General features: G+C 68.1%; 23 protein-coding genes and 1 pseudogene. 19 read left to right on the forward strand and 5 right to left on the reverse strand.

Translation table 11 applies throughout. From position 1 onward, the window contains the following. Nucleotides 1-16: 16 nt before the first annotated feature. From slmA to BW39_RS03785, 10 genes and pseudogenes are all read left to right on the forward strand, one after another. Nucleotides 17-712, forward strand: a complete 696-nt coding sequence (gene slmA / locus BW39_RS03740; protein WP_012203254.1) for a nucleoid occlusion factor SlmA — start codon at nt 17-19, stop codon at nt 710-712. Between the two features lie 187 nt (nt 713-899). Continuing rightward, nucleotides 900-1,607, forward strand: coding sequence for a TetR/AcrR family transcriptional regulator (locus BW39_RS03745; RefSeq protein WP_043819896.1), 708 nt, complete (start codon nt 900-902; stop codon nt 1,605-1,607). Between the two features lie 63 nt (nt 1,608-1,670). Beyond that, complete coding sequence (locus BW39_RS03750; RefSeq protein WP_012203267.1) at nt 1,671-3,476, forward strand: acyl-CoA dehydrogenase C-terminal domain-containing protein; 1,806 nt, start codon at nt 1,671-1,673, stop codon at nt 3,474-3,476. An 80-nt stretch (nt 3,477-3,556) separates the two neighbouring features. Beyond that, a complete protein-coding gene (locus tag BW39_RS03755) occupies nt 3,557-3,997 on the forward strand; it encodes a DUF2147 domain-containing protein (protein ID WP_012203268.1) in 441 nt (146 codons plus the stop codon). Nucleotides 3,998-4,050: 53 nt separating this feature from the next. Continuing rightward, a complete protein-coding gene (locus BW39_RS03760; protein WP_043819898.1) occupies nt 4,051-6,453 on the forward strand; it encodes a 3-hydroxyacyl-CoA dehydrogenase/enoyl-CoA hydratase family protein in 2,403 nt (800 codons plus the stop codon). A gap of 154 nt (nt 6,454-6,607) precedes the next feature. After that, nucleotides 6,608-7,804, forward strand: a complete 1,197-nt coding sequence (locus BW39_RS03765; protein ID WP_043819900.1) for an acetyl-CoA C-acyltransferase — start codon at nt 6,608-6,610, stop codon at nt 7,802-7,804. A 179-nt stretch (nt 7,805-7,983) separates the two neighbouring features. After that, a pseudogene (locus BW39_RS03770) lies at nt 7,984-8,888 on the forward strand (alpha/beta hydrolase family protein). Between the two features lie 37 nt (nt 8,889-8,925). Then, the gene (locus BW39_RS03775) at nt 8,926-9,756 is read left to right on the forward strand and encodes an acyl-CoA thioesterase (RefSeq protein WP_013804195.1); all 831 of its coding nucleotides are present in this window, start codon (nt 8,926-8,928) and stop codon (nt 9,754-9,756) included. A gap of 16 nt (nt 9,757-9,772) precedes the next feature. After that, nucleotides 9,773-10,567 carry an enoyl-CoA hydratase gene (locus BW39_RS03780; RefSeq protein WP_013804194.1) on the forward strand — a complete coding sequence of 265 codons (795 nt, stop codon included), beginning with the start codon at nt 9,773-9,775 and terminating at the stop codon, nt 10,565-10,567. After that, nucleotides 10,561-11,052 carry a thioesterase family protein gene (locus tag BW39_RS03785; protein ID WP_043819902.1) on the forward strand — a complete coding sequence of 164 codons (492 nt, stop codon included), beginning with the start codon at nt 10,561-10,563 and terminating at the stop codon, nt 11,050-11,052. The genes BW39_RS03780 and BW39_RS03785 overlap by 7 nt, the downstream gene beginning before the upstream one ends. A gap of 40 nt (nt 11,053-11,092) precedes the next feature. Here BW39_RS03785 and BW39_RS03790 read toward each other — a convergent pair whose 3' ends face one another. Together BW39_RS03790 and BW39_RS03795 are read right to left on the reverse strand one after the other, a co-directional pair. Beyond that, nucleotides 11,093-12,472 (reverse strand): MATE family efflux transporter, encoded by a 1,380-nt coding sequence (locus BW39_RS03790; protein ID WP_043819903.1) that lies wholly within the window; start codon nt 12,470-12,472, stop codon nt 11,093-11,095. Beyond that, entirely contained in the window at nt 12,469-12,936 is a 468-nt protein-coding gene (locus tag BW39_RS03795) for a MarR family winged helix-turn-helix transcriptional regulator (RefSeq protein ID WP_013804191.1), read from the reverse strand. The genes BW39_RS03790 and BW39_RS03795 overlap by 4 nt, the downstream gene beginning before the upstream one ends. A 218-nt stretch (nt 12,937-13,154) precedes the next feature. On the opposite strand from BW39_RS03795, the gene BW39_RS03800 reads away from it, so the two are divergent. After that, a complete protein-coding gene (locus BW39_RS03800) occupies nt 13,155-13,820 on the forward strand; it encodes a bactofilin family protein (RefSeq protein ID WP_012203277.1) in 666 nt (221 codons plus the stop codon). Nucleotides 13,821-13,892: 72 nt separating this feature from the next. Here the strand turns inward: BW39_RS03800 and BW39_RS03805 are convergent, their stop codons facing one another. Continuing rightward, nucleotides 13,893-14,369 carry an acyl-CoA thioesterase gene (locus BW39_RS03805; protein WP_012203278.1) on the reverse strand — a complete coding sequence of 159 codons (477 nt, stop codon included), beginning with the start codon at nt 14,367-14,369 and terminating at the stop codon, nt 13,893-13,895. A gap of 41 nt (nt 14,370-14,410) precedes the next feature. Here BW39_RS03805 and BW39_RS03810 point away from each other — a divergent pair, with 41 nt between their 5' ends. After that, nucleotides 14,411-16,237, forward strand: a complete 1,827-nt coding sequence (locus tag BW39_RS03810; protein ID WP_012203279.1) for an ABCB family ABC transporter ATP-binding protein/permease — start codon at nt 14,411-14,413, stop codon at nt 16,235-16,237. A gap of 60 nt (nt 16,238-16,297) precedes the next feature. On the opposite strand, the gene BW39_RS03815 is transcribed toward BW39_RS03810, so the two are convergent. Then, nucleotides 16,298-18,190, reverse strand: coding sequence for a S9 family peptidase (locus BW39_RS03815; protein WP_152547182.1), 1,893 nt, complete (start codon nt 18,188-18,190; stop codon nt 16,298-16,300). Nucleotides 18,191-18,420: 230 nt separating this feature from the next. Here BW39_RS03815 and BW39_RS03820 point away from each other — a divergent pair, with 230 nt between their 5' ends. The 7 genes from BW39_RS03820 to BW39_RS03850 all read left to right on the forward strand — a co-directional run bounded on the left by BW39_RS03820 (nt 18,421) and on the right by BW39_RS03850 (nt 25,720). Then, on the forward strand, nt 18,421-19,179 hold the full coding sequence (locus BW39_RS03820; RefSeq protein ID WP_043819906.1) for a GntR family transcriptional regulator: 759 nt from the start codon (nt 18,421-18,423) through the stop codon (nt 19,177-19,179). 116 nt (nt 19,180-19,295) lie between these two features. Further along, complete coding sequence (locus BW39_RS03825) at nt 19,296-20,387, forward strand: aromatic ring-hydroxylating oxygenase subunit alpha (protein WP_043819909.1); 1,092 nt, start codon at nt 19,296-19,298, stop codon at nt 20,385-20,387. 98 nt (nt 20,388-20,485) lie between these two features. Next, nucleotides 20,486-20,959: a MarR family winged helix-turn-helix transcriptional regulator gene (locus BW39_RS03830; protein ID WP_043819911.1), complete on the forward strand. Its 474-nt coding sequence runs from the start codon at nt 20,486-20,488 to the stop codon at nt 20,957-20,959. 254 nt (nt 20,960-21,213) lie between these two features. Further along, entirely contained in the window at nt 21,214-22,566 is a 1,353-nt protein-coding gene (locus BW39_RS03835; RefSeq protein ID WP_043819996.1) for an MFS transporter, read from the forward strand. Between the two features lie 30 nt (nt 22,567-22,596). Beyond that, a complete protein-coding gene (locus tag BW39_RS03840; protein ID WP_043819912.1) occupies nt 22,597-23,670 on the forward strand; it encodes an aromatic ring-hydroxylating dioxygenase subunit alpha in 1,074 nt (357 codons plus the stop codon). 33 nt (nt 23,671-23,703) lie between these two features. Then, nucleotides 23,704-24,666, forward strand: a complete 963-nt coding sequence (locus BW39_RS03845) for a PDR/VanB family oxidoreductase (RefSeq protein WP_043819915.1) — start codon at nt 23,704-23,706, stop codon at nt 24,664-24,666. A gap of 106 nt (nt 24,667-24,772) precedes the next feature. Beyond that, nucleotides 24,773-25,720 carry a 2-hydroxyacid dehydrogenase gene (locus tag BW39_RS03850; RefSeq protein WP_012203287.1) on the forward strand — a complete coding sequence of 316 codons (948 nt, stop codon included), beginning with the start codon at nt 24,773-24,775 and terminating at the stop codon, nt 25,718-25,720. Nucleotides 25,721-25,736: 16 nt separating this feature from the next. Here BW39_RS03850 and BW39_RS03855 read toward each other — a convergent pair whose 3' ends face one another. Continuing rightward, nucleotides 25,737-26,168 (reverse strand): hypothetical protein, encoded by a 432-nt coding sequence (locus BW39_RS03855; protein WP_235264147.1) that lies wholly within the window; start codon nt 26,166-26,168, stop codon nt 25,737-25,739. Nucleotides 26,169-26,249: the final 81 nt, after the last annotated feature.

The raw sequence follows: 26,249 nt of genomic DNA on the forward strand, positions 1-26,249 counted from the left end.
AATAGTTGATCTGCTTATGTCCGAGTCTGAAGTTCTGTCGCCTTTATCCGCTCCTGGCGCTGATGTCGTTTCCGACGAAGCCGCCTCCGCTTCCGCCCCTACGCCTGCGCGCAAACGCCCCAAACCCGGGGAGCGGCGCGAGCAGATCCTGCAGGCGCTTGCGGCCATGCTGGAGAAGCCGGGCGCAGAACGCATCACCACGGCAGCGCTGGCAGCCCATCTGGGCGTCAGCGAGGCAGCCCTGTACCGCCACTTCGCCAGCAAGGCCCAGATGTTCGAAGGACTGATCGAGTTCATCGAGCAATCCGTCTTCACGCTGGTGCAGCAGATCGTCGGGCGGGATGTGCCGGAGGAAGAGCGGCCCGCAGTGGATGGCATGCGCCAGGCCAGCCGCGTGATCTCCCTCGTGCTGCAGTTTGGCGAGCGCAACCCCGGCATGGTGCGCGTCATGGTGGGCGATGCCATCGTCTTCGAGCACGAGCGCCTGCAGGCCCGCATGAACCAGTTCTTCGACCGCATCGAATCCACGCTGCGCCAGTGCCTGCGCCCGGCCGCCGGTGCGCTGGGTTCTTCCGCCCCGACGGTCGATGCACAGGTGGCCGCCAGCGTGCTGACATCGTTCGCGCTGGGCCGCCTGCAGCGCTACGCGCGCTCGGGTTTCCGCCGCCTGCCGACCGAGCATCTGGAAGCCAGCCTGGCCTTGATGGTCTGAACATGGCCCAGCGGACCCCAGGGTCCGCTTTGCAGCAAAGCCACCCGCTTGTGCAGGTGGCTTTTTCATGGGCGCACGGTGGATGGGCGTCCGCATCGGGTTGCTAGGTGTTTTCCCCCGCATGTCTTCGCCGCGACAAGCTTTCCATGCAAAATAGCACGAACGTTCGTTTTAACAAGAATTTCGCATGTCCAGCGTTTCCGCCCCACGCCGCACCACCCGTTTGACCGCTGACGCCACGGCCGATCCCAAGGCGGGCTCTTCCGCGCACGAAGCCGCTGCGCCCGCGCCGCGCCGCGCGCTGCACAAGGGGCAGCAGACCAAGGCCACCATTGTGGAGGCTGCCCTCAACCTGGCCACGCACATCGGGCTTGAGGGCCTGTCCATCGGCGCTCTGGCCGAGCTGACGGGCATGAGCAAGTCCGGCGTGTTCGCGCATTTTGGCTCGCGTGAGGAGCTGCAGATTTCCGTGGTGCATGAGTACCACGACCGTTTCGAGCAGGAAGTGTTCTTTCCCGCGCTGGAGGCGCCGCGCGGCGTGGCGCGTCTGCGGGCGCTGTTCGACAACTGGATGAAGCGCACGTCGATCGAGCTGGACTCGGGCTGCATCTATATCAGCGGCGCCGTGGAGTTCGACGACCGCACGGGGCCGGTGCGCGATGCGCTGACGGCCTCGGTCCAGACCTGGCACGCAGCCATGCGCCGCACCATCGTGCAGTGCCGCGAAAGCGGCGACCTGCGTGCCGACCTGGACGAGAACCAGCTGCTGTTCGAGATCCACGGCCTGATCCTGGCCCTGCATTACGAGGCGCGCTTTCTGCGCAACGAAGGCTCCATGCAGCGCGCCATCGACGGCTTCGAGAGCATTCTGGCGCGCTACGCCAGCCCGGCCTGATTTTTTTGCTTCCACCGTTTTCACCGCATCCACCGCAAACCCCGCCATCACAGGAGAAGACAAATGCCCAGCTACAACCCGCCCCTGCGCGACATGCAATTCCTCATGCACGAGGTGTTTAAGGTCACGGACGACTACCAGCAGATGACGGCGCATGCCGAGGTCGATGCCGACACCATCAATGCCGTGCTCGAAGAGGCGGGCAAGTTCGCGGCCAATGTGACGTTTCCGCTGAACATCAGCGGCGATGCAGAGGGCTGCGTGCTGAACAAGGAAACCCATGAGGTCACCACGCCCAAGGGCTTCAAGGAGGCCTACCAGAAGTATGTGGAAGGCGGCTGGCCTTCGCTGTCCTGCGATACGGCCTACGGCGGCCAGGGCCTGCCCTTTGCGGTGAACTCGGCGGTGTACGAGATGCTCAACAGCGCCAACCAGGCCTGGACCATGTACCCGGGCCTGTCGCACGGCGCCTATGAAGCCCTGCATGTGCACGGCACGGAAGAGCAAAAGAAGCTGTACCTGCCCAAGCTGACCAGCGGCGAGTGGACCGGCACCATGTGCCTGACCGAGCCCCATTGCGGCACCGACCTGGGCCTGCTGCGCACCAAGGCCGAGCCCGTGGCCGGCGCGCCCGAGGGCACCTACAAGATCACCGGCAACAAGATCTTCATCAGCGCGGGCGAGCACGATTTCACCGACAACATCGTCCACCTGGTGCTGGCCCGACTGCCCGATGCGCCGGTCGGCTCCAAGGGCATCAGCCTGTTCGTGGTGCCCAAGTTCGTGGTCAAGGCCGATGGTTCGCTGGGCGAGCGCAACCCCATCTTCTGCGGCGCGCTGGAGCACAAGATGGGCATCCACGGCAATGCCACGGCACAGATCAATATCGACGGCGCCATCGGCACCCTGGTGGGCCAGCCGAACAAGGGCCTGCAGGCCATGTTCGTGATGATGAATGCCGCCCGCCTGGGCGTGGGCAACCAGTCGCTGGGCCTGACCGAGGTGGCCTACCAGAACGCCCTGGCCTATGCCAAGGACCGCCTGCAGATGCGCAGCCTGTCGGGCACCAAGGCCAAGGACAAGCCGGCTGATCCCATCATCGTCCACCCCGACGTGCGCCGCATGCTGCTGACGGCCAAGGCCTATGCCGAAGGCGGTCGCGCGCTGGTGACCTACTGCGCCTTCCTGATCGACAAGGAGTTCAACCACCCCGACGAAAAGGTGCGCAAGGACAGCGCCGAGCTGGTGGCGCTGCTGACGCCCATCGTCAAGGCTTTCATCACCGACAACGGCTGGACGGCCACCACCATGAGCCAGCAGGTCTATGGCGGCCATGGCTTCATCACCGAATGGGGCATGGAGCAGTTCGTGCGCGATGCGCGCATCAACATGATCTATGAAGGCACGAACGGCATCCAGGCGCTGGACCTGCTGGGCCGCAAGGTGCTGGGCAACCAGGGCGCCTCGCTCAAGAAGTTCGGCAAGCTGGTGGCGCAACTGGTGGAGGAAGAGGGCGTCAACGAGAAGATGGCCGAGTTCATCAATCCCATCGCCTACCTGGGCGACCAGATGACCAAGTTCACCACCGAGATCGGCTTCAAGGGCATGCAAAACCCCGACGAGGTGGGTGCCGCTTCCGTGGACTACCTGCGTGTGGCGGGCCACCTGGTGTTCGGCTACTTCTTCGCCCGCATGGCCCAGGTGGCGCTGCGCGAAATCGCCAAGGGCAACACCGACCCGTTCTACCAGGCCAAGCTGCAGACCGCGCGTTTCTACTTCGCCAAGCTGCTGCCCGAGACCGCCACGCTCATGCGCACGGCCCGCGCAGGCAGCAAGTCGCTGATGGACACGGACGCAGCGCTGGCCTGAACGGCTTCACTCCAACATGGGAGCGCGGGCTGTGCGCATCAGCGTGGCCTGCGCGCCTTTCTAGGCGAAGGGGGTTTGAAATGAAGGCATATCAAGCACTGGCAGCAATGGTCCTGGGCCTCACGGCTGCCGCAGCGCAGGCGCAGATGACGCCCGTGGGCCTGTGGAAGAGCGTGGACGACAAGAGCGGCGAGGCCAAGTCCGAGATCCGCGTGGCCGAGAACGACGGCGTGGTCACGGGCCGCATCGAGCAGATCCTGCGCAAGGGCGCCGATCCGGCCGCCACCTGCACCGAGTGTTCTGACGACCGCAAGGGTCAGCCGCTCAAGGGGCTGGAGATCATCCGCGGCGCCAAGAAGGCCGAGGGCAAGGACGTCTGGGAAGGCGGCAAGATCCTCGACCCCGAAAACGGCAAGACCTACACGCTGCGCCTGACGCCCATCGAAGGCGGCGCCAAGCTCGAGGTGCGCGGCTCCATCGGCCCCTTCGGCCGCACCCAGACCTGGGTGCGCGTGCAGTAACCATTCCGGAGGGCGGCCGCAGCGGCCTCCTTCCTCCCACTTGTGGAACATCCATGTCCCGATTCAATGTGAAGAAAGTCGCCGTGCTCGGCGCTGGCGTGATGGGAGCGCAGATCGCCGCCCATCTGGTCAATGTCAAGGTGCCCGTGGTGCTGTTCGACCTGCCTGCCAAGGAAGGCCCGAAAAGCGGCATCGCCGAGCGCGCCATCGCCAACCTCAAGAAGCTCAAGCCTTCGCCCATCGGCGTGGCCGAGGACGCGGACCTGATCCAGCCCGCCAACTACGAGGAGCACCTCAAGCTGCTCAAGGGCTGCGACCTGATCATCGAGGCCATTGCCGAGCGCATGGACTGGAAGCTCGATCTGTACACCAAGATCGCGCCCCATGTGGCCAAGCACGCCATCGTGGCGTCCAACACCTCGGGCCTGTCCATCACCAAGCTGTCCGAGGCGCTGCCCGACGCGATCAAGCCGCGCTTTTGCGGCATCCACTTCTTCAACCCGCCGCGCTACATGCCGCTGGTGGAGCTGATCGCCACGCCGACCACGCAGCCCGTGGTGCTGGACCAGCTCGAAGCCTTCGTCACCAGCGGCCTGGGCAAGGGCGTGGTGCGCGCCAAGGACACGCCCAACTTCATCGCCAACCGCATCGGCATCGCCGGCATGCTGGCCACGATGAAGGAGGTCGAGAACTTCGGCCTGACCTTCGACGTGGTCGATGACCTCACCGGCAAGAAGCTGGGCCGCGCATCCAGCGGCACCTTCCGAACGGCCGACGTGGTGGGCCTGGACACCATGGCCCATGTGATCAAGACGCTGCAGGACAACCTCAGCGCCGAGACCGATCCCTTCTACGGCAGCTTCGGCACGCCGCCCGTGCTGGCCAAGCTGATCGAGCTGGGCAACCTGGGTCAGAAGGCGAAGAAGGGATTCTACAAGAAGGTCGGCCGCGACATCCTGCAGTTCGAGCTGGACAGCGAGGACTACGTGCCCGCCGGCGGCAAGGCCGACGAGGTCTATGGCCGCATGCTCAAGAAGCCCGCAGCCGAGCGCCTGAAACTGCTGCGCAATGCCGAGGGCGCGCAGGGCCGCTTCCTGTGGGCCATCCTGCGCAACAGCTTCCACTACGCGGCCATCCACCTGGAGAGCATTGCCGAGTCCGCCCGCGACGTGGACCAGGCCATGCGCTGGGGCTTCGGCATGAAGCAGGGCCCGTTCGAGCTGTGGCAGGAAGCGGGCTGGCTGGAAGTGGCGAAGATGGTCCAGGAGGACATCGATGCCGACAAGGCATTGAGCAAGGCGCCCCTGCCCAAGTGGGTCTTCGAAGGCCCGGTGGCCGAGGCTGGTGGCGTGCACACGGCGCAGGGCTCGTGGAGCCCTGCCAAGGGCCAGTTCGTGCCCCGCCGCGTGCTGCCCGTCTACGAGCGCCAGATCTTCCCCGAGAAGCTGCTGGGCGAAGACAGCCTGCCCGACTGGAAGACGGCCGGCACCACGATCGCCGAATCCAAGGCGCTGCGCACCTGGACGCTGGACGGCCAGATCCTGATCGCCAGCATCAAGAACAAGATGCACGCCATCAGCCCCGAAGTCATGGAAGCGCTGATGGAAGCCGTGGACGTGGCCGAGACCGACTTCCAGGGCATGGTCATCTGGTCGGGCGATGCGCCGTTCAGCGTGGGCGCCGACCTGGAAGCCACCATGCCGGCCTTCGTGATCGGTGGCGCCGACGCCATCGAAAGCGTGGAGCAGGAGCTGCAAAACCTGATGCTGCGCATCCGCTACGCCCAGGTGCCCGTGGTTGCGGCCATCCATGGCATGGCGCTGGGCGGCGGCTGCGAGCTGGCCGTCTACAGCGCGCGCCGCGTGGCGCACATGGAGAGCTACATCGGCCTGGTGGAAGTCGGCGTGGGCCTGGTGCCCGGCGCGGGCGGCCTGACCTACATCGCGCGCCGCGCGGCAGAGAACGCCGCCACCAGCACGGGCAAGGACCTGCTGCCCTTCCTGACCGAAGGCTTCACGGCCGCGGCCATGGCCAAGGTGGGCACCAGTGCCATCGAGTCGCGCAAGCTGGGCTACCTGCTGGACAGCGACCTCATCGTGCCGCACAAGGACGAGCTGCTCTTCGTCGCCATCAACGAGGCCAAGTCCATGGCCGCAGGCGGCTGGCGCGCGCCGCTGCCGCGCAGCTTCCCCGTTGCGGGACGCAGCGGCGTGGCCACCATCAAGGGCTCGCTGGTCAACATGCGTGACGGCGGCTTCATCAGCGAGTTCGACCAGCATGTGGCCAGCCTGATCGCCAACGTGGTCTGCGGCGGCGACGTGGATGCGGGCACCCTGGTGGACGAGGCCTATCTGATGAAGCTCGAACGCAAGGCGTTCTGCCACCTGATCGGCCATCCGAAGACCCATGAACGCATTCTCGGAATGCTGAACACCGGCAAGCCCGTCCGGAATTGATATGTCCCCCCTGAGTCGCTTCGCGCCTTCCCCCAGGGGGACGACAGCCTCGCGGCGGGGCGGCGCGGCCAGCTTAGGCCCTTGCTCGCTGTCCCTGACTTGGGACATGCCTGCGTTGCGGGCCGCGAATAACTGAGATCTAGGAGCAATCTCCATGAAACAAATCCAAGACGCCTACATCGTCGCCGCCACGCGCACGCCCATCGGCAAGTCGCACAAGGGCTTTTTCCGCAACTACCGTCCCGACGACCTGCTGGCGACCACGCTGAAGGCCGCGCTGGCCCAGGTGCCGGGGCTGGACCCGGCTGCCATCGAGGACATCATCTGCGGCTGCGCCATCCCCGAGGCCCAGCAGGGCCTGAACGTGGCGCGCATCAGCGCCGTGCTGGCGGGCCTGCCCACCAGCGTGGGCGGCATCACCGTGAACCGCTTCTGCGCCTCGGGCCTGTCGGCCGTGGCCATGGCGGCGGACCGCATCCGCGTGGGCGAGGCCGACGTGATGATCGCGGCCGGCGTCGAGAGCATGAGCATGGTGCCCATGATGGGCAACGCGCCCTCGCTGTCGCCGTCCATCTTCGAGCGCGATGGCGACGTGGGCATTGCCTATGGCATGGGCCTGACGGCCGAGAAGGTGGCCCAGCAGTGGAAGGTCTCGCGCGATGCGCAGGACGCCTTTGCGCTGGAGTCGCACCGCCGTGCCCTGGCCGCGCAGCAGGCCGGCGAGTTCAAGGACGAGATCACGCCCATCGAGGTCACCGACCGGGGCCTGGACCTGGCCAAGGGCGAGCCCGTGGTGCGCACGCGCACCGTGGAGCTGGACGAGGGAGCACGCCCCGACACCAGCCTGGAAGGCCTGGGCAAGCTGCGCACCGTGTTCGCGGCGCGCGGCTCGGTGACGGCCGGCAACAGCTCGCAGACCAGCGATGGCGCAGGCGCGCTGATCCTGGCCAGCGGCGCTGCCGTGCAGCGCTTCGGCCTCACGCCGCTGGCGCGCTTCGTGAGCTATACCAGCAAGGGCGTGCCGCCGGCCATCATGGGCATCGGCCCCATCGAGGCCATCCCGGCAGCGCTGCGCTATGCGGGCCTCAAGCAGGACGACATCGACTGGTTCGAACTCAACGAAGCCTTTGCCGCCCAGTCGCTGGCCGTGGTCAACACGCTGGGCCTGGACCCCGCCAAGGTCAACCCCATGGGCGGCGCGATTGCCCTGGGCCACCCGCTGGGCGCCACGGGCGCCATCCGCTCGGCCACCGTGGTGCATGCGCTGCGCCGCAAGCAATTGCGCTACGGCATGGTGACCATGTGCGTCGGAATGGGTCAGGGCGCCGCCGGCATCTTCGAGAGGATGTAGCACCCCCTGAGCGGCTTTGCCGCTTCCCCCCTCTCTACTCGCTGCGCGAGGGAGGGGGACGACACCCTCGGTGCGGGGCGGCGCGGCCGGCCTAGGCCCTTCCTTGGTGTCTCTGGCGTGGGGCCGCGCCGGTTTTTGACTTGGTGTCAGCACATTGCGGCACCGACCAGGAGACAGCCATGGAACAACACCAACTCAGCAGCGACGGCGCCACGCTGGCGCTGCGCGTCTACACGCCCGCTGGCCCGCCGCGCGCCAGCGTGGTCATCGGCGGGGCCATGGGGGGGCGCCAGGCCTTCTACGAGGCCTTTGCCACCTGGCTTGCGGGCCAGGGCTATCGGGTGACCAGCTTTGACTACCGGGGCCATGGCGATTCCCTGCAAGGCTCTTTGCGCCAGGTGCGTGCCGACCTGTGCGACTGGGCGCGCGATTACGAGGCAGTCATCGCCCATGCCAAGGCGCAGTTGCCGGACCAGCCGCTGTTCCTGATCGGCCACAGCCTGGGCGCCCAGCTGCCGGGCCTGCTGCGCTCCCCGCAGCTGGTGGACGGCCTTTTGAGCATTGCGGCCGGCAGCGGCTACTGGCGCGACAATGCGCCCCGCCTCAAGCGCATGGTTCCCTATTTCTGGCATGTGCTGGTGCCCGTGGCCACGCGCCTGTGCGGCTACTTTCCGGGCCGGCGCCTGCGCAAGGTGGGCGACCTGCCGGCCGGCGTCATGCTGCAGTGGCGCCGCTGGTGCCTGAATCCGCGCTACAGCGTGGGTGCCGAGGGCGAGGCCGCCGCGCGCAGCTACGCCGCCGTGCGCTTTCCGGTGATGGCGCGCTGTCCATGAGCGACGACGAACTCATGACCTGGCGCGGCACCGAGCACCTGTTCGCGCTCTACGCCAATGCCCCCAGCCGCATCGAGCGCATCGAACCCAAGGCGCTGCAGTTGCGGCGCATAGGGCATTTCGGCTTCTTCCGCGCCGATATGCGCGACGCGCTCTGGGGCCGGGCCGTGGACGTGTTCTCGGGCTGGACCAAGGCGCCGGCCGCCGCGGCCCACCCGCGCTTTCCCTCACCCGCAGAGTCGCCGGCTTGACGGACGCGGGCCCCGCTTGCCATCACACTCGTTTGCCATGAGCACAGACATCCATCCTCTCGACCAGGCCGTGGCGCTCACGCCCACCGGCGCCGTTGGCCACTACCAGGGCCAGACCACGCAGGACTACTGGAACATGGTGGGCCCGTACGGCGGCATCACCGCCGCCGCGCTGGTGCAGGCCATCCAGCAGCATCCGCTGTGCCTGGGCGATCCGCTGTCCATCACCGTCAACTACGCGGCCGCGCTGGGCGCGGGGCGCTTCGATATCGAGGCCCGCCCCGTGCGCACCAACCGCTCCACCCAGCACTGGCTGCTGACCATCACCCAGCCTGACCAGGACGGTGATGCCCAGGTCGTCACCACGGCCACGGCCGTCACGGCCGTGCGGCGCAGCACCTGGGGCGGCACCGACCTGTCCATGCCCGAGGTGCCGTCGCCCGCCACCGTGCCGCGCGTGCCGCCTCTGGGCGGCGTGGAGTGGCTCAACCGCTACGACATGCGCTTTCTCGACGGCATCATTCCCCAGACCTGGGATGGCCGCGAGACCGACAGCCTCACGCGCCTGTGGGTGCGCGACGAGCCGCCGCGCGCACTGGATTTTTGCGCGCTGGCCGGCCTGGCTGACGTATTCTTCCCGCGCGTGTGGCTGCGCCGCGCACAGCGCACCCCGGCGGGCACGGTGTCCATCACCGTCTACTTCCATGCGGGGCGCGAGGAACTGGCCGCCGCAGGCACGGGCCACCTGCTGGCCCAGGCGCGCGGCCAGGAATTTCGCAACGGCTTCTTCGACCAGAGCGCGCAGCTGTGGAGCGAGGCTGGCGTGATGCTGGCGAGCAGCCACCAGATCGTGTATTTCAAGGAATAAGCAAGGCAAGACCATCATGAGCGAAACCACCCAGGACATCCTCGTGCACACCGAAGCCGGTGTCTGCACCATCACCTTCAACCGCGCAGACAAGAAGAACTCCATCACCGAGGCCATGTACGCCAGCATGGCCGATGCGCTGGCCCAGGCCGGCGAAGACGCCGCCGTGCGCTGCGTGGTCTTCCAGGGCGACATGGCCATCTTCAGCGCGGGCAACGACATTGCCGATTTCCTCAAGCAGTCGGCCGGCGGCGCCGCCAGGCCGGAGGGCGAGCAGCGCCCCGTCTGGCGCTTCCTGCACAACATCGCCGCCTTTCCCAAGCCCGTGATCGCCGCCGTCTGCGGCCCGGCCGTGGGCATCGGCACCACCTTGCTGCTGCACTGCGACCTGGTCTATGCGGGCGACAACGCGGCCTTCTCGCTGCCCTTCGTGAACCTGGGCCTGTGCCCCGAAGCGGCCTCCAGCCTGCTGCTGCCCCAGATGCTCGGCTACCACCGCGCGGCCGAGGCCCTGCTGCTGGGCGAGCCCTTCCTGGCCGAAGCCGCACTGGAGGTGGGCCTGGTCAACCGCGTCGTGCCGCCCAGCGAATGCAATGCGCTGGCCCAGGCCCAGGCCAGGAAGCTGGCCGCCAAGCCGCTGTCGGCCCTGATCGAGACCAAGCGCCTCATGAAGGCCGGCCAGTCCGGCCTGGTGCGCGAGCGCATGGCCGAGGAGGGCGCGAGCTTCGGCAAGCTGATGGGCGGGCCTGCTGCCAAGGAGGCGTTCACCGCGTTCATGGAGAAGCGCAAGCCGGATTTCAGCCAGTGCTGAAATCCACGAAGGCCTCTGAGGCGCCCGTGCAGTTCGAGCCCGAGTTCATCGCCGGGCTGCGCGAAGTGTTCGAGCGCCAGATCGCCTTCAACCAGGTGCTGGGGCTGCGCATCACCGAAGTGCTGCCCGAGCGGGTTGAAGGCCGCATCACCATGCGGCCCGAGCTCATCGGCCACGCCGCTTACCAGCGCATCCACGGCGGCGTGATCAGCGCCGGCCTGGACTCCATGGGCGGCCTGGCCGTCATGGCCGCCATCGGCGCCAAGCACATGGACGACGCGCCGCTGCAGCGCCTGCACCGCTTCTCGCGCCTGGGCACCATCGACCTGCGCGTGGACTACCTGCGCCCGGGCATAGGCAGCGAATTCATCCTGCGCGCCGAGGTGCTGCGGCTGGGTTCGCGCGTGGCCAATACGCGCATGGAATTCCTGGGGGCCGATGGCAGCTTGCTGTCCACGGGGACGGCGGCGTACATCGTTTCTTGAAGCATGGCCCGCTGACTGCGGGCCTTCTTTTTGCGTTTCTTCACCCCCAGCGCGCGCGCCACACGGCCCAGGCCGTGCCTGCGCCATAGGCGGCCATGGCCACGGCGACCAGGATGAACAGCGACTGGGCGCTGCCCAGGCCGCTGGACATGAGCCAGCCGCCGCCCACCACCACGATCAGCAGGCGCACCGTGCCGGCCAGCACGGGGGCCCAGACGCGGCCTGCGCCCAGGGAGGCGAAGTACAGCACCAGTCCCAGGCCGAACAGCCCGAAGGCCGGGCCCACGGTGCGCAGGTAGAGGTCGGCGTAGGCGCGCACGGCCGGGTCGCCGGTGAAGATGCCTGACCACAGCTGCGGCCAGACCATGACCACCAGCCCCAGCACGCCCAGCAGGGCAGCGGCCATGGCACCGCCCGACCAGGCCACGCGGCGCGCGCGGGCCACCTGGCCGGCGCCCATGGCCATGCCCACCATGGGCACGGCGGCCATGCCCACGCCGAAGGCCATGGGGATCAGCAGGAACTCCAGCCGCTGGCCTATGCCGTAGCCGGCCAGGGCCAGCGGGCCCAGGCGGGCGACCATGCCTGTCAGCAGCAGCGCGGCCAGCGCCGTTTGCACGGGGGACAGGCAGGCCAGGGCACCCACGCGCAGGATGTCGCGGAACATGGGCCAGGCCAGGCGCGGCGTGCGCCAGTCCAGCTGCAGGCGCTGTTGGCCCCATTGCAGGTAGGCCAGAAAGGCCGCCACGGCCAGCACCATGGCCACGATGTTGCCCACGGCCACGCCCGGCATGCCCCAGCGCGGCATGGGCCCCAGGCCCAGCCCCAGCGTGCCGCCGACGGCGATCTGCACCAGCGAGGCCGCAAAGATCACGGCCGACGGCATGCGCATATTGCCCGTGCCCCGCACCACCGAGGCCAGCGTATTGCACAGCCACACCAGGATGGCGCCGCTGAACAGCACGGCGCCAAAGCCTGTGGCCGCTGCCAGCACCTCGCCGCGCCCGCCCAGCCAGCCGTAGAAGGTGGCGCCGCAGAGCACGAAGATGAGCGAGTACAGCAGGCCTGCGATAGCGCCGATCACGATGGCGTGCAGGGCCAGTGCCGAGGCACGCGCGCCGTCGCCCGCACCCAGCGCGCGGCTGATGGCCGAGGACACGCCGCTGCCCATGGCACCGTTGCTCATCATCTGCGTGAGCATGGCCAGCGGAAACACCAGGGCCATGGCCGCCAGCGATACGGTTCCCAGCTGCCCCACGTAGTAGGTCTCGGCCACGGCGACCAGCACCGACATGCTCAGCGCCACCATGTTGGGCACGGCCAGGCGCATCAGGGTGGAGGCGATGGGGCCGCTGACCAACGGATGCGCGGACCCGCTGGCCGCAGCGCCAGGGGCTGCGGAGGGCAGGGCGGCGCTCATTCCGCGCTCTCCTGCGTGGCGGTTTCCAGCACGGGCAGCATGCCCAGCACCAGGCTTTCCAGCGCGCCGATCTGCTCGCTGCCGCACAGCTCGCGCACGCGCTGCTGCGCCTGGCGCCACAGGGCGGCAGCCTCGCGGATGCGGGCGCGGCCTTCGGGCGTGACCACCACGCAGCGGCTGCGCGCATCCGCGCCGGGAACCAGGTCGATGAAGCCGGCCTGCTGCAGCGTGCGCAGGTTGCGCGTCATCGTCGTGCGGTCGGTGTGCAACTGCTCGGCCAGGGCCGAGACCGTGGGCGGGCCGTCGGGCGCATTGCGTGCCTGCACCAGCAGGCTGAACTGCGTGCCGCGCAGGCCGCTGGGCGCCAGCGTGTCGTCATAGAGCTGGGAGATCTTGCGCGACAGGCTGCGCACCATGAAGCAGGTGCAGACCGGACTGGCGGCGCTTGAGGTGGAGGAGGTCATGGGGCGTGGGGCAGGTGGCCTGGAATGGAAATGAGTGTAGATGCACCTATTGATTTGCGCATGTCCGCTGCGCGACCTGCGCATGCGCGGTGTGTGATCGAGAAAGGCTTGCAAGCACATGAAACGGGAGAACCATCTCGTTACCGTTCTTGCGAGATGCCGGCATTTGTTGCCAGTTCGTGTGCGTAGCATCGGATTTTTCCGAAGGAGACCCACCCATGGCTGTTCAGAACCCGTTCTTTGGCAAGCGCGACAACGATGCTTTCACCTCCCGCAACACCCTGGGCAGCGGCACAGGCGCCGCCAGCACGGGCGGCAGCCCTTCGGGAGCCGTGATGCCCAGCTCCAGCGTGAGCAGCCCGGCATCCACCCAGCGCCAGGCCTCGCCTGTGTCGCAGGACTCCCCGGGCAGCAAGCTCACCGTGGGCCCCAACATCAAGCTCAAGGGCGTGGAGATCACCGATTGCGACACGCTGGTGGTCGAAGGCACGGTGGAGGCCACCATGGACTCGCGCGTGATCCAGATCGCCGAGCAGGGCGCCTTCCATGGCACGGCCGAGATCGATATCGCCGAGATCCATGGCGTGTTCGACGGCACGCTGACCGTGCGCGAGAAGCTGGTCATCTACGGCACGGGCAAGGTCAGCGGCAAGATCCGCTACGGCAAGGTGGTGATCGAAGAGGGCGGCGAGCTCACGGGCCAGATCGAGGCCGGCTCCTCGCCGCGTTCATCTTCGGGTTCGGCCGTGGCGTCCAGCGCCTCCAGCCTGTCCTCTTCCTCGTCGGCCGTCTCCAGCGACAGCGCCGCCAGCAGTTCCGCTGCCCTGGCTGCGGCCACCGCAGCGGCCTCGCTGCAGCCGCGCGTCACGCCGTCGCTGGCATGAGCCATCTCTGCTGCCGGAAATGAAAAAGCGACCTGCGAAGGTCGCTTTTTTCATGGCTGCAGAGGGGCTGGTTCAGCCGGCCTGCTGCTGCTTGCGTTCTGCATTGCGCTCGGCCGCTGCGCGCCAGGAGCGCACCTGATCGTTGTCCGGCAGCGACTGGGGCTTGCCCTGGCCGTCGATGGCCACGTAGGTCAGCAGGGCCTCGGTCACCTTGACGAAGCGGCCCTGGTCGGCAAAGCGCTCGGCATAGACCTCGACATCGACCGTGACCGAGGTGCGGCCCACGCGCTGCACGCTGGAGTAGAACGACAGGATGTCGCCCACGCGCACGGGCTGCTTGAAGATGAACTCGTTCACGGCCACGGTGACCATGCGGCTCTGGCCCAGGCGCGAGGGCAGCACGGAACCTGCCAGGTCGACCTGCGCCATGACCCAGCCGCCGAAGATGTCGCCATTGGCGTTGACATCGGCGGGCATGGGAATGACCTTGAGAACCAGCTCCTTGTCTGCGGGCAAGGGATGGGGCGGGAGGTCGGGGCGGGGCGGCATGGGCACAATCGGGTCAATATAACAACCGAGAATTGTCTTTCATGCGACGCGAGAGCGCTTCCCCTACGGATTTACCCTTAGTTCCAACCCCGGCACCGTCGCGGGACTGGAACGCGCTGCGGCGCCTGCTGCCCTACCTGTGGCAATACAAGTGGCGCGTGCTGGCGGCGCTGGGCTTCATGATCGGGGCCAAGCTCGCCAACGTGGGCGTGCCGGTGCTGCTCAAGCACCTGGTCGATGCGCTGGATCTGAAGGCCGGCGACGCCCGCGCGGTGCTCGTCGTGCCCGTGGCCCTGTTGCTGGCCTACGGGCTGCTGCGCTTTTCCAGTTCGCTGTTCACCGAGTTGCGCGACCTGGTCTTTGCCAAGGCCACGCAGGGCGCCTCGCGGGCGATTGCGCTGTCCACCTTCGAGCACCTGCATGCGCTGAGCCTGCGCTTTCACCTGGAGCGCCAGACCGGCGGCATGACGCGCGACATCGAGCGCGGCGTGCGCAGCACCGAATCGCTTATCTCGTATTCGCTCTACAGCATCCTGCCCACCTTCATCGAGATGGCGCTGGTGCTGGGCATCCTGGCGCTGCGCTTCGACATCTGGTTCGCGGTCATCACGCTGGCGGCGCTGGTGTTCTACATCACGTTCACCGTCACGGTGACCGAGTGGCGCACGCGCTTTCGGCGCGAGGCCAATGCCCAGGAGTCGGCGGCGCACACCAAGGCCATCGACTCGCTGCTGAACTACGAGACCGTCAAGTACTTCGGCAACGAGGGCTTCGAGGCGCGGCGCTATGACGAGAACCTGGAGGCGCTGCGCCGCGTGCGCCTCAAGAGCCAGACCACGCTGAGCATGCTCAACTGCGGGCAGCAGCTGATCATCGCCACGGCCCTGGTCGCCATCCTCTGGCGCGCCACGCAGGGTGTGGTGGACGGGCGGCTGTCGCTGGGCGACCTGGTCATGGTCAATGCCTTCATGATCCAGCTCTACATCCCGCTGGGCTTTCTGGGCGTGATCTACCGCGAGATCAAGCAGAGCCTGACCGACCTGGAGCGCATGTTCACCCTCATGGACAAGGAACGCGAGGTGGCCGATGCGCCCGGCGCCAGGCCCCTGCCGGCCGACGGCGCACCGCCCGAGCTGCGCTTCGAGCATGTGGACTTCGCCTATGACCCCGAGCGGCCCATCCTCAAGGACGTGAGCTTCACCATTCCCGCCGGCAAGACCGTGGCCGTGGTCGGCCCTTCGGGCTCGGGCAAGAGCACGCTGGCGCGGCTGATCTTCCGCTTCTACGACGTGCAGTCCGGCCATGTGCGCATTGCCGGGCACGACCTGCGCGAGCTGACCCAGGACAGCGTGCGCGGCGCTGTGGGCATCGTGCCGCAGGACACGGTGCTCTTCAACGACACGGTGGAATACAACATCGCCTACGGCCGCCCCGGCGCCAGCCGCGACCAGGTGGTGGCGGCCGCGCGCGCAGCGCGCATCCACGACTTCATCGAGGCCACGCCCCAGGGCTATGCCACGCGCGTGGGCGAGCGCGGCCTCAAGCTGTCGGGCGGCGAAAAGCAGCGGGTGGCGATTGCGCGCACCCTGCTCAAGGACCCGCCCATCCTGATCTTTGACGAGGCGACCTCGGCGCTGGACTCGGCCAACGAGCGCGCCATCCAGGCCGAGCTGCAAAGCGCCGCGCGCAACAAGACTGCGCTGGTGATTGCCCACCGCCTGTCCACCGTGGTCGATGCGCACGAGATCCTGGTCATGGATGCCGGGCGCATCGTCGAGCGCGGCACCCACGCCCAGCTGGTCGCGGCGGGCGGGCGCTATGCGGACATGTGGGCGCTGCAGCAAAGCGGGGAGCCCGCCGTGCTGTAGCGCGGTGCGGCCGAGGGACCGGGCGGCCGGGCGGCCGGGTGGCCGGGCGCCTGGACGGCTTCAGGGCTTGAGGTGCGTGACCAGGAACTGCTCCATGGCCTCGTAGAACTCGAACTTGTTCTCGTCGTTGTGAAAGCCGTGGCCCTCGTTGTCCTTGACCATGTACTGCACCTCGACGCCGCGCTCGCGCAGCGCCTTCACCACCTGGTCGCTCTCGTCCTTGTTCACGCGCGGATCGCGCGCGCCCTGGGCGATGAACAGCGGGGCCTTGATGCGGTCCACATGCAGGGCCGGCGAGGTGGCGGCCAGGCGCTCCCTGTCGCGCTCGGGATCGCCCACCATGGCGTGCATCTGGTCCAGCAGCGGCTTCCAGTAGGGCGGAATGGTCTTCATGAAGGTGAACAGGTTGGACACGCCCACATAGTCCACGGCCGCCGCATACAGGTCGGGCGTGAAGGCCACGCCGGCCAGTGTGGCATAGCCTCCATAGCTGCCGCCGTAGATGCCGATGCGCGCAGGGTCGGCAATGCCCTGGTCGATCAGCCAGTGCACGCCGTCCGTGATGTCGTCCTGCATCTTCAGGCCCCATTGGCCGAATCCCGCTTCCCAGAATGCGCGGCCATAGCCCGTGGAGCCCCGGAAGTTCACCTGCAGCACGCAGAACCCCCGGTTGGCGAGGAACTGCACCTCGGGGTTGTAGCCCCAGCCGTCGCGGGCCCAGGGGCCGCCGTGCGGGTTGATGATGCAGGCCAGGTTCCGGGGCTCGCGGCCGGCCGGCAGGGTCAGGTAGCCGTGGATGGTCAGGCCGTCGCGGCTGGTGTAGCTGACGGGCTGCACGCGCGACATGGCGGACTCGGGAATGGCAGGGTTGATGTCGGCCAGCTTGGTCAGCGCATCGGCGGCCGCGTCGTAGATGTAGCGCGCGCCCGGCGTGCGGTCGTTGAAGGCGGCGACGATGAACTTGTCCTCGGCGCGGTTGGCGCCCTGGATGGCGAAGTCGTAGCCCGGCAGCTGCGCGGCCAGCCGGCCGTAGAGGGCTTCGGTCTCGGCATCGAAGAAGCGGTACTGCGGCTTGTCGGTCTGGTAGGCGGCCAGGGTCAGCACGCGGCGCTTGCGCGAATAGGCCGCCGCGCCCAGATCGACTTCCTCGGGCACGAAGATTTCCTCTTCCTCGTCGGGCCGGGCCGGGTCGATGACCACCAGGGCCAGCTTGTCGCGGCCCCGGTTGGACAGGGCGTAGAGCTTTTGGTCGTCGAAGGTGAAGAAGGCCGGGCTGACGCTGGTGCGGTAGTCGGTGGTGATCAGGGTCTGGAACTCGCCGGCCTCGTCGTCGCGGTAAAGCAGGGCGCTGTTCAGGCCGTCACTGGCCACGGCGGCCCGCACGCGGCCCGCATGGTCGGTCTGCCAGCCGACGATGTTGCCGGGGTTCTGCGCCACCAGTTGCGCCGCGCCCGTGTGCACGTTAACGCGGTACACGTCGAAGACCTCGGCATCGCGCTGGTTGTGGCTGATCAGCACATGGTCGGGGTCGTCTTCCAGGTCGTCCTCGATGCTGGCGCGCACGCCGTCCCAGGGCGTCAGGTCGGTGGCTTCGCCGCTGCGCGCGTTGACCGCCAGCACATGGAAGTTCTCGTCGCCGCCGAAGTCCTTCTGGTAGAGCACCACGTCCGAGCCCTTCCAGAAGAAGTTGCTGATGTCGCGCTCGGTCTCGGCCGTGATGCGGCGCGGCTCGCCCACAGGGGTGCTGCCCTCCAGCGCCTGCACATGAATGTTCATGCGCGCCGGATGGCCTTCCACGCTGACGGGCTGCATGAAGCCCAGCATGCTTCCGTCATCGGCCAGGCGGAAGAAGCCGCGTTCCGGATTGCGGAAGAAGTCCTTGATCGGATAGGCCTGCGGAGCCTGCGCATCGGCGCTGGCATCCCGTGCCAGGTTGAGGATGTGGGCGGCCATGGCGGGGTGTCGGGAAAACGTCGGCAAGGGTGACCTCCTGGGTTGCAGCGGCAGGGGAAAAAGGGAGCCGGCCATGATGCCATGGCGATGTATACAAACAGGCGGGTCACTGTCTTTGCTGGGATTGTTTGTATACATTTGATTGGTATTTTCCCGTGTTTTTGCGGAAAAATGCACCATGAATCGCCTTGGATGTATACATTCACGCCATTCCATCCAGACAAAGCCCCATGAGCCCCCAGCTTGCCCCCGCCGCCTCCGAAGCGGAAAGCCACTCCCAGGTCATCAAGGCCCAGCTGCAACTGCGCGAGATGATTCTTGCGGGCGAACTGCCCGCAGGCGAGCGCATCGCCGAGCTGACCGTGGTGCAGCGCCTGGGCATCTCCCGCACGCCGGTGCGCGCCGCGCTGATGCGGCTGGAGCAGGAAGGCCTGCTCGAAGCCATGGCCGGCGGGCGCGGCTACCGCGTGCGGCTGTTCTCCGAGGCCGATGTGGCCGATGCCATCGAGCTGCGCGGCACGCTGGAAGGCCTGGCCGCGCGCTGGGCGGCCGAGCGCGGCGTGGCCGAGCCGCTGCTGGCGCAGGCCGGCCGCTGCCTCGATGCCATCGACCGTGTGCTGGAGGCGGCCGACTGGGGCGATGAGGCCTTCTCGCGCTATGTGGCGCTGAACTCCGAATTCCACGACCTGCTGCACTCCATGGCCGGCAGCAGCGTCATGCAGCGCGAGCTGGAGCGCGTGGTGCGCATGCCCTTCGCCTCGCCCTCGGGCTTTGTGCTGGCGCGGGCCGAATCGCCGCGTGCGCGCCACAGCCTGATGGTGGCCCAGGACCAGCACCGCCAGGTGCTGGACGCCATTGCCGCACGCGAAGGCGCCCGGGCCGAGGCGCTGATGAAGGAGCACTCGCGCATTGCGCGCCGCAACCTGCGCGAGGCCGTGAGCGAGCCCGGCAGCCATGCGGTTCCTGGCGTGCAGTTGATCCGAGCCTGATCCGCGCTTGATCTGCGCTTGATGTGCGATTGATACGCGCCGGCGGCCTCGGCCGCCCGTGCCCCAGCCACCGCAGCGCCAAGGACTGCGGACCCCACCCATAAAGGAGACCCCCCATGAGCACATTCCCCAAGAACACCTGGTACGTGGCCGCCACGTCCGACGAGATCCAGGACAAGCCGCTGGGCCGTCGCATCTGCGGCGAGCGCATTGCGTTCTACCGCGCGCAGCACGGCATTGCCGCCGTGGAGGATTTCTGCCCGCACCGCGGCGCGCCCCTGTCGCTGGGCTTTGTCTGCGAGGGCAAGCTGGTCTGCGGCTACCACGGGCTGGAGATGGGCTGCGACGGCAAGACCATTGCCATGCCGGGCCAGCGCGTGCGCGGCTTCCCCGAGATCCGCAGCTATCCCGTCGAGGAACGCCACGGCTTCATCTGGGTCTGGCCTGGCGACAAGGCGCTGGCCGATGCCGCCCTGATTCCGAAGCTGCCCTGGCACGACAACCCCGAATGGGCCTACGGCGGCGGCATGTTCCACATCCAGGCCGACTACCGGCTGATGATCGACAACCTCATGGACCTGACGCACGAGACCTATGTGCACGCCAGCTCCATCGGCCAGGCCGAGATCGACGAGACGCCCTGCAAGACCGAGACGCGCGGCGAGGGCGCCGATGTCGAGGTCGTCACCAGCCGCTTCATGAACCACATCCCCGCCCCCCCGTTCTGGAAGATGGCGCTGCGCAGCAACGGCCTGGCCGACGAGGTGCCCGTGGACCGCTGGCAGGTCTGCCGCTTCACCCCGCCCAGCCATGTGCTGATCGAGGTCGGCGTGGCCCATGCAGGCCACGGCGGCTACGACGCGCCCGACGAACACAAGGTCTACAGCATGGTGGTGGACTTCATCACGCCCGAGACCGAGGAGTCCATGTGGTACTTCTGGGGCATGGCGCGCCGCTTCAATCCGGGCGATGCCGAAGTCACCGACCGCATACGCGAGGGCCAGCACAAGATCTTCAGCGAAGACCTGCAAATGCTGGAGCTGCAGCAGCGCAACCTCAGTGCCCACCCCGACCGCAAGCTGCTCAAGCTCAACATCGATGCGGGCGGCGTGCAGTCGCGCAAGGTCATCGACAAATGGATTGCGCAGGAGCAGCAGGCGGCGGCGGTGGCCGCAGCAGCGGCCCAGCCTGCCGCCGCCGTGGCCTGAGGCTGCCGGCATGGCCAGGCCAGCAGGAGCGGGCGGCGCCGGGGATGGGGTAACCTCGGCGGGCTTCAACCCCAGGGCCGCAAGGCCTGCCGCCACCGATGGTCCACTCCGCCTCCGATCCGCTTTCCATCGACCTCTACGACCAGCCGGGCCATCTGATCCGGCGCGCGCAGCAGATCGCGGCGCAGCTGTTCCGCGACGTGCTGGGGCCGGACGTGACGCCCGTGCAGTACGCCATCCTGCGCATGCTGCAGGAAAAGCCGGGCATCGACCAGGTGACGCTGGCGCGGCTGGTGGCGCTGGACAACTCCACCACGGCCGACATCGCGGCGCGCCTGGAGGCCAAGGGCTGGGTGCTGCGCGAGATCCTGCCCCGGCGCCAGCGGCGCCTGACGCTCACGGCCGAGGGCGAGACCATGCTGGCCGGCTTCGTGCCCAATGTCCACGAACTGCACAAGCGCATGCTGGCCGCGCTCGAACCCCAAGAGCAGGCCGAGTTCAAGCGCCTGCTGCGCAAGTTCGTGCAGCTGCACGACGCACGCGACACCCTCGACGCGTCCTCATCCGACTGACGGCGGCCCGGCCGCCTCCGCGTCCGAGTCTGCGCGGCCCCGCCTGATCGGGGAAATCCCGGTATCTGGCGCAGATTTTCATTCAGTAAACTGAATCACATTCAGCATACGTAATGATGTGCTGAGAACACAAGAAAGCTCCCATAGAGCTTCAACCCAAGGAGACCCGCGATGACTGCCTCTACCCCTGTCCCATGGCTGCAGCGGCCTTGCGCCTCCGCATCGGCCAACTGCCCGTTGCGGGAGCTGCGGCCATGAGCGCCGACCTGCGCGCCAGCGTCGACCAGCGGCCCATGACACGCTTCCAGTGGTCGGTCATAGCCCTGTGCATGGTGCTCAACATGATCGACGGCTTCGACGTCCTGGTCATGGCCTTCACGGCCTCGGCCGTGTCGGTGCACTGGCAGCTCAGCGGAGCCCAGCTGGGCTTTCTGCTCAGTGCGGGCCTGTTCGGCATGGCGGGCGGATCGCTGCTGATCGCGCCCTGGGCCGACCGGCTGGGCCGCCGGCCGCTGATCCTGGCCTGCCTGGCCCTCTCGGGCGTGGGCATGCTGGGCTCGGCCTTCAGCCACAGCGCCATCCAGCTTGCTGCGCTGCGCGTGCTCACGGGCCTGGGCGTGGGCGGCATCCTGGCCTGCAGCAACGTGATTGCCAGCGAATACGCCTCGCAGCGCTGGCGCAGCCTGGCCGTCACCCTGCAGTCCACGGGCTATGCGCTGGGCGCCAGCATTGGCGGCTCCATCGCGGTGTGGCTGCTGGGGCGCCATGACTGGCGCGCGGTCTTCCTGTTCGGCGGCTGCGTGACGCTGGGCGTGCTGGTCCTGGCCTGGTGGCGACTGCCCGAGTCCATGGACTTCCTGCTGGCGCGGCGCCCGGCCGGCGCGCTGCAGCGGCTCAACGCCCTGGTCGGCCGGCTGGGCCTGCCCGCATTGGCTGCGCTGCCGCCTGCCGCGCCCGCATCGGCGGGGCCGGCGCGGCGGGGCCCGCTGCAGCTGTTCGCGCCGGGCCTGCGCCGGCCCACGCTGCTGGTCTGGCTGTCGTTCTTCGCGGTGATGTTCGGCTTTTACTTCGTCATGAGCTGGACGCCCAAGCTGCTGGCCGCCTCGGGCCTCACGCCCGAGCAGGGCGTGACCGGGGGCGTGCTGCTGAGCCTGGGCGGCATCCTGGGCGCCACCTTGCTGGGCCTGCTGGCGGCGCGCTATCCCGTGCACCGCGCACTGGCCGGCTTCATGCTGGCCACGGCCGTGCTGCTGTGCTTCATCGTGAGCAATCCGGGCTCGCTGCTGCTGTCGTATGCGCTGGCTTTTCTGATCGGCGTCTTCGTCAACGGCTGCGTGGCGGGGCTCTATGCCATCGCGCCCATGGTCTATGGCGGCGAGGTGCGCGTGACCGGCGTTGGCTGGGGCATAGGCATAGGGCGCATCGGCGCCATCGTCTCGCCCATGGTCGCGGGCTCGCTGCTCGACGCCTCCTGGTCGGCCAGCCAGCTGTACGTGGGCTATGGCGCGGCCTTTGTGTTCGCGGCCTGCATCGTATCGCTGCACCGGTTGCAAGGGCCCGAAGCCGGCAGGCCCGCAGCTGCAGGCCGCGCGCTGTCGGCGCATTGACCACGAACCGCAGACAGGAAAGAGAAACCCATGACCGAATGCACCACCGCACCCTCACCTGTGCCCGCCTTTCCGCTGGACCAGTGGTATGTCGCCGGCTTTGCCTGGGAGCTGCAGGACGCGCCACTGGCGCGCACCCTGCTGGGCCGGCCCGTCGTGCTGTTTCGCACGCCCGATGGCAGCGTCGCCGCGCTGGAAGACCGCTGCTGCCACCGCGAGCTGCCGCTGTCCTGCGGCACGGTGGAGGCGCGCGGCCTGCGCTGCGGCTACCACGGCCTGCTGTTCGACCGCGCCGGGCAGTGCCTGGAGATTCCGGGCCAGCAGCGCATACCGCCCAAGGCCTGCGTCAAGTCCTTCGACCTGCGCGAGCGTGATCAGATCCTCTGGATCTGGATGGGCGCCACGCCCGATTCCGTGCCCGCGCATGAGCCGCCCGCCTATCCCGTGCACGGCGATGCGCGCTACCGCTTCGGCGGCGATGTCTACCACTACGACGCGCCCTACCAGCTCATCCACGACAACCTGCTGGACCTCAGCCACCTGGGCTATGTGCACCTCAAGACCATCGGTGGCAATGCCGGCGTCCACATGAATGCCGAGCTCAAGGTGCGCCAGGAGGGCGACAGCGTCACCGTGCTGCGCTGGATGCCCGACTCCGACCCGCCGCCCACCTATGCGGCGGCCTGGCCGTTCGCGGGCCGCATCGACCGCTGGCAGGAGGTGGAGTTCCACCCCTCGCATGTGCGCATCTGGACCGGCGCCATGGACGCAGGCAGCGGGCAGCTCGACGATCCGCAGCGCGAAGGCTTTCACATGCGGGGGTTTCACGGCGTGACGCCGGAGACCGAGCATTCGGCCCACTACTTCTGGACCATTGCCACCAACCCGCATCCCGACATGCAGGACACCACGCGCCTGGTCATCGACCAGACGGCCGCCACCTTCGAGGAGGACAAGGTCGTCATCGAGGCCCAGTTCCGCAACCAGCAGCGCTTTGGCGCGCGCCCCGTCATCGACATCCACGTGGACGCCGGCCCCAACCGCGCGCGCCGCGTCATCCACCGGCTGCGCGAGGCCAGCGCCCGTGCGCTGGCGGCGGCCTGATTTTTCCGAACCCCTCCATTCCCACGTTTCCCCATGCAAGCCCATCCCATCCTTCAGGTGCGCGTCGCGCGCAAATGCGCCGAGGCGCAGGACATCTGCAGCCTTGAACTCGTGCCGCTGGACGGCGAAAGCCTGCCCGCCTTCACGGCCGGCTCCCACATCGACCTGCACCTGCCCGGTGGCCTGGTGCGCCAGTACTCGCTGTGCAACGACCCGCAGGACACGGGCCGCTATGTGGTCGGCGTGCTGCGCGAGGCCGCCTCGCGCGGCGGCTCGGCCGCCGTGCACGAACAGGTGCAGGAAGGCCAGCAGATCGCCATTGGCGCGCCGCGCAACCACTTCGCGCTGCATGCGGGCCAGCCCGCACGGCATCTGCTGCTGGCCGGCGGCATAGGCATCACGCCCGTGCTGGCCATGGCGCGCCAGCTGGCGCGCGAGGGCGCCGATTTCGAACTGCACTACTGCGCGCGTTCGCGCGAGCGCATGGCCTTCACGGCCATGCTGCAGTCCATGCCCTGGGCCGACCGCGTGCACCTGCATGTGGATGGCGAGGGTGCGCTCGACATGGCGCAACTGCTCGGTGCCCCGCAGGCAGGCCTGCACCTGTATGTCTGCGGCCCGCGCGGATTCATGGACGCGGCCCTGGGCCATGCCCGCGCGTCGGGCTGGGGCGAGGACAGCCTGCACTACGAGTTCTTCGCGGGCGAGGCCGTGCAGCGCGAGGGCGATGCCGGGTTCGAGATCGAGATCGCCAGCACCGGCCAGGTGGTGCGCGTGGCGCCCGAGCAGACCGTCGTCCAGGCGCTGGCCGGCATCGGCGTGGAGGTGCAGACCTCGTGCGAGCAGGGCGTGTGCGGCACCTGCCTCACGCGTGTGCTCTCGGGCGAGCCCGAGCACCGCGACATGTACCTGACCGAGGACGAGCAGGCCGCCTGCGACCAGTTCCTGCCCTGCTGCTCGCGCGCGAAATCCGCCCGGCTGGTGCTGGACCTGTAGGGCGGCACCGCGCAGGGCCCCTGGCGGGTGGACAATGGGTTTCTCCTTGCCCACAGCCCGTTGAAGCCGCTGATTTCCCCGCGGCAGCGGGCGCCGCTCTTTCGCCATGCAACCTGCCCTGCTTGTCCTGAACTTCAACGCCGAAGGCCATCTGCGCCAGATGGCCCAGGCCTTTCCCTCCTTCGACCTGCTCTACGCGCCCGACGCCAGCCAATGCGAGGCGGCTCTCGCCGAGCACGGCGCACGCATCCAGGCCGTGCTGACCATCGGCTCCATCGGCCTGTCGGCCGCGCAGATGCAGCGCATGCCTGCGCTGCGGCTGGTCTGCGCACTGGGCGCGGGCTACGAGAACATCGATGTCGCCCATGCGCAGGCCCATGGCATTGCCGTGGGCAATGGCGCGGGCACCAATGACGACTGCGTGGCCGACCACGCCATGGGCCTGCTGATCGCCTCCGTGCGCGGCCTGGTGCGCCTGGACCGCGCCACGCGCGACGGCGTCTGGCGCACCGCCATGCCGCTGCCGCCCAATGTCTCGCACAAGCGCCTGGGCATCCTGGGCATGGGCGCCATCGGCGCCAAGATCGCCCAGCGCGCGCTGGGCTTCGAGATGGAGATCGGCTACCACAACCGCAGCCAGCGCAGCGAGCTGCCACACCGCTACTTCGGCGATCTGCTGTCCCTGGCGCAATGGGCCGATGTGCTGCTGGTCGCCACGCCGGGCGGCCCGGGCACGCGCCACCTCATCAACACGCAGGTGCTGGATGCGCTGGGCCCGCAGGGCCATCTGGTCAATATCGCGCGCGGCAGCGTGGTCGATACCGCCGCCCTGGCCGCCGCCGTGCGCGAAGGCCGCCTTGCCGGCGCGGGCCTGGATGTCTACGAAAGCGAACCCGCGCCCCCGGCCGAACTGCTGGACCTGGACGCCGTGGTGCTCACGCCCCATGTGGGCGGCTGGTCGCCCGAAGCCGTGCAGGCCTCGGTGGACCGCTTCATCGCCAACATGCGCTGCCACCTGGAAGGCCGCCCGCTGGTCTCGCCCGTCACGGCCTGAGGCTGGATTCAGCCCTTTACCTCCCAAGGGCTGCTGCCAGGTGCAGCAGTCCCATGACCAGGCAGATGGCCGAGGACACATGCCAGAAGCGGTCGCTGTTGTCCGGGAATCGCGGCTTCAGCCACGGATAGGCCACGGCCCGCGCCACCAGCACCAGGCCGGCCCCGGCCAGCACCGGGCGCATGAAGGGCAGGGGACCCAGCAGGCCCGTGCCTGCCAGCGCATACCCCGCCAGCAGCGACAGCACCACGCCGATGGCCGCCGACACCAGTGGCGGATACCAGTGCCCGGCCTCGGCCATGCGCGCCATGCGCTCGCCGGCACCCATGAGCCGCAGCCCACGTCCCCCCCAGACGATGCAGGCGAAGTGGGCCAGCGCGGCCGCCGTGTCGAACAGGGCGGCGGCCAGGGCCAGCAGTTGCACGCCCTTCACGCCAGGGCTTCCCACGCGCCGGTGTGCTGATGTTTCTTCATGGTGTATTCCTTGGGATTTGCTGCAATGGCCGGCCACTGTAGTGCTTAAACTCCG

It is taken from the genome of Delftia sp. RIT313 (assembly GCF_000632165.1).
GTDB lineage: Bacteria > Pseudomonadota > Gammaproteobacteria > Burkholderiales > Burkholderiaceae_C > Comamonas > Comamonas acidovorans.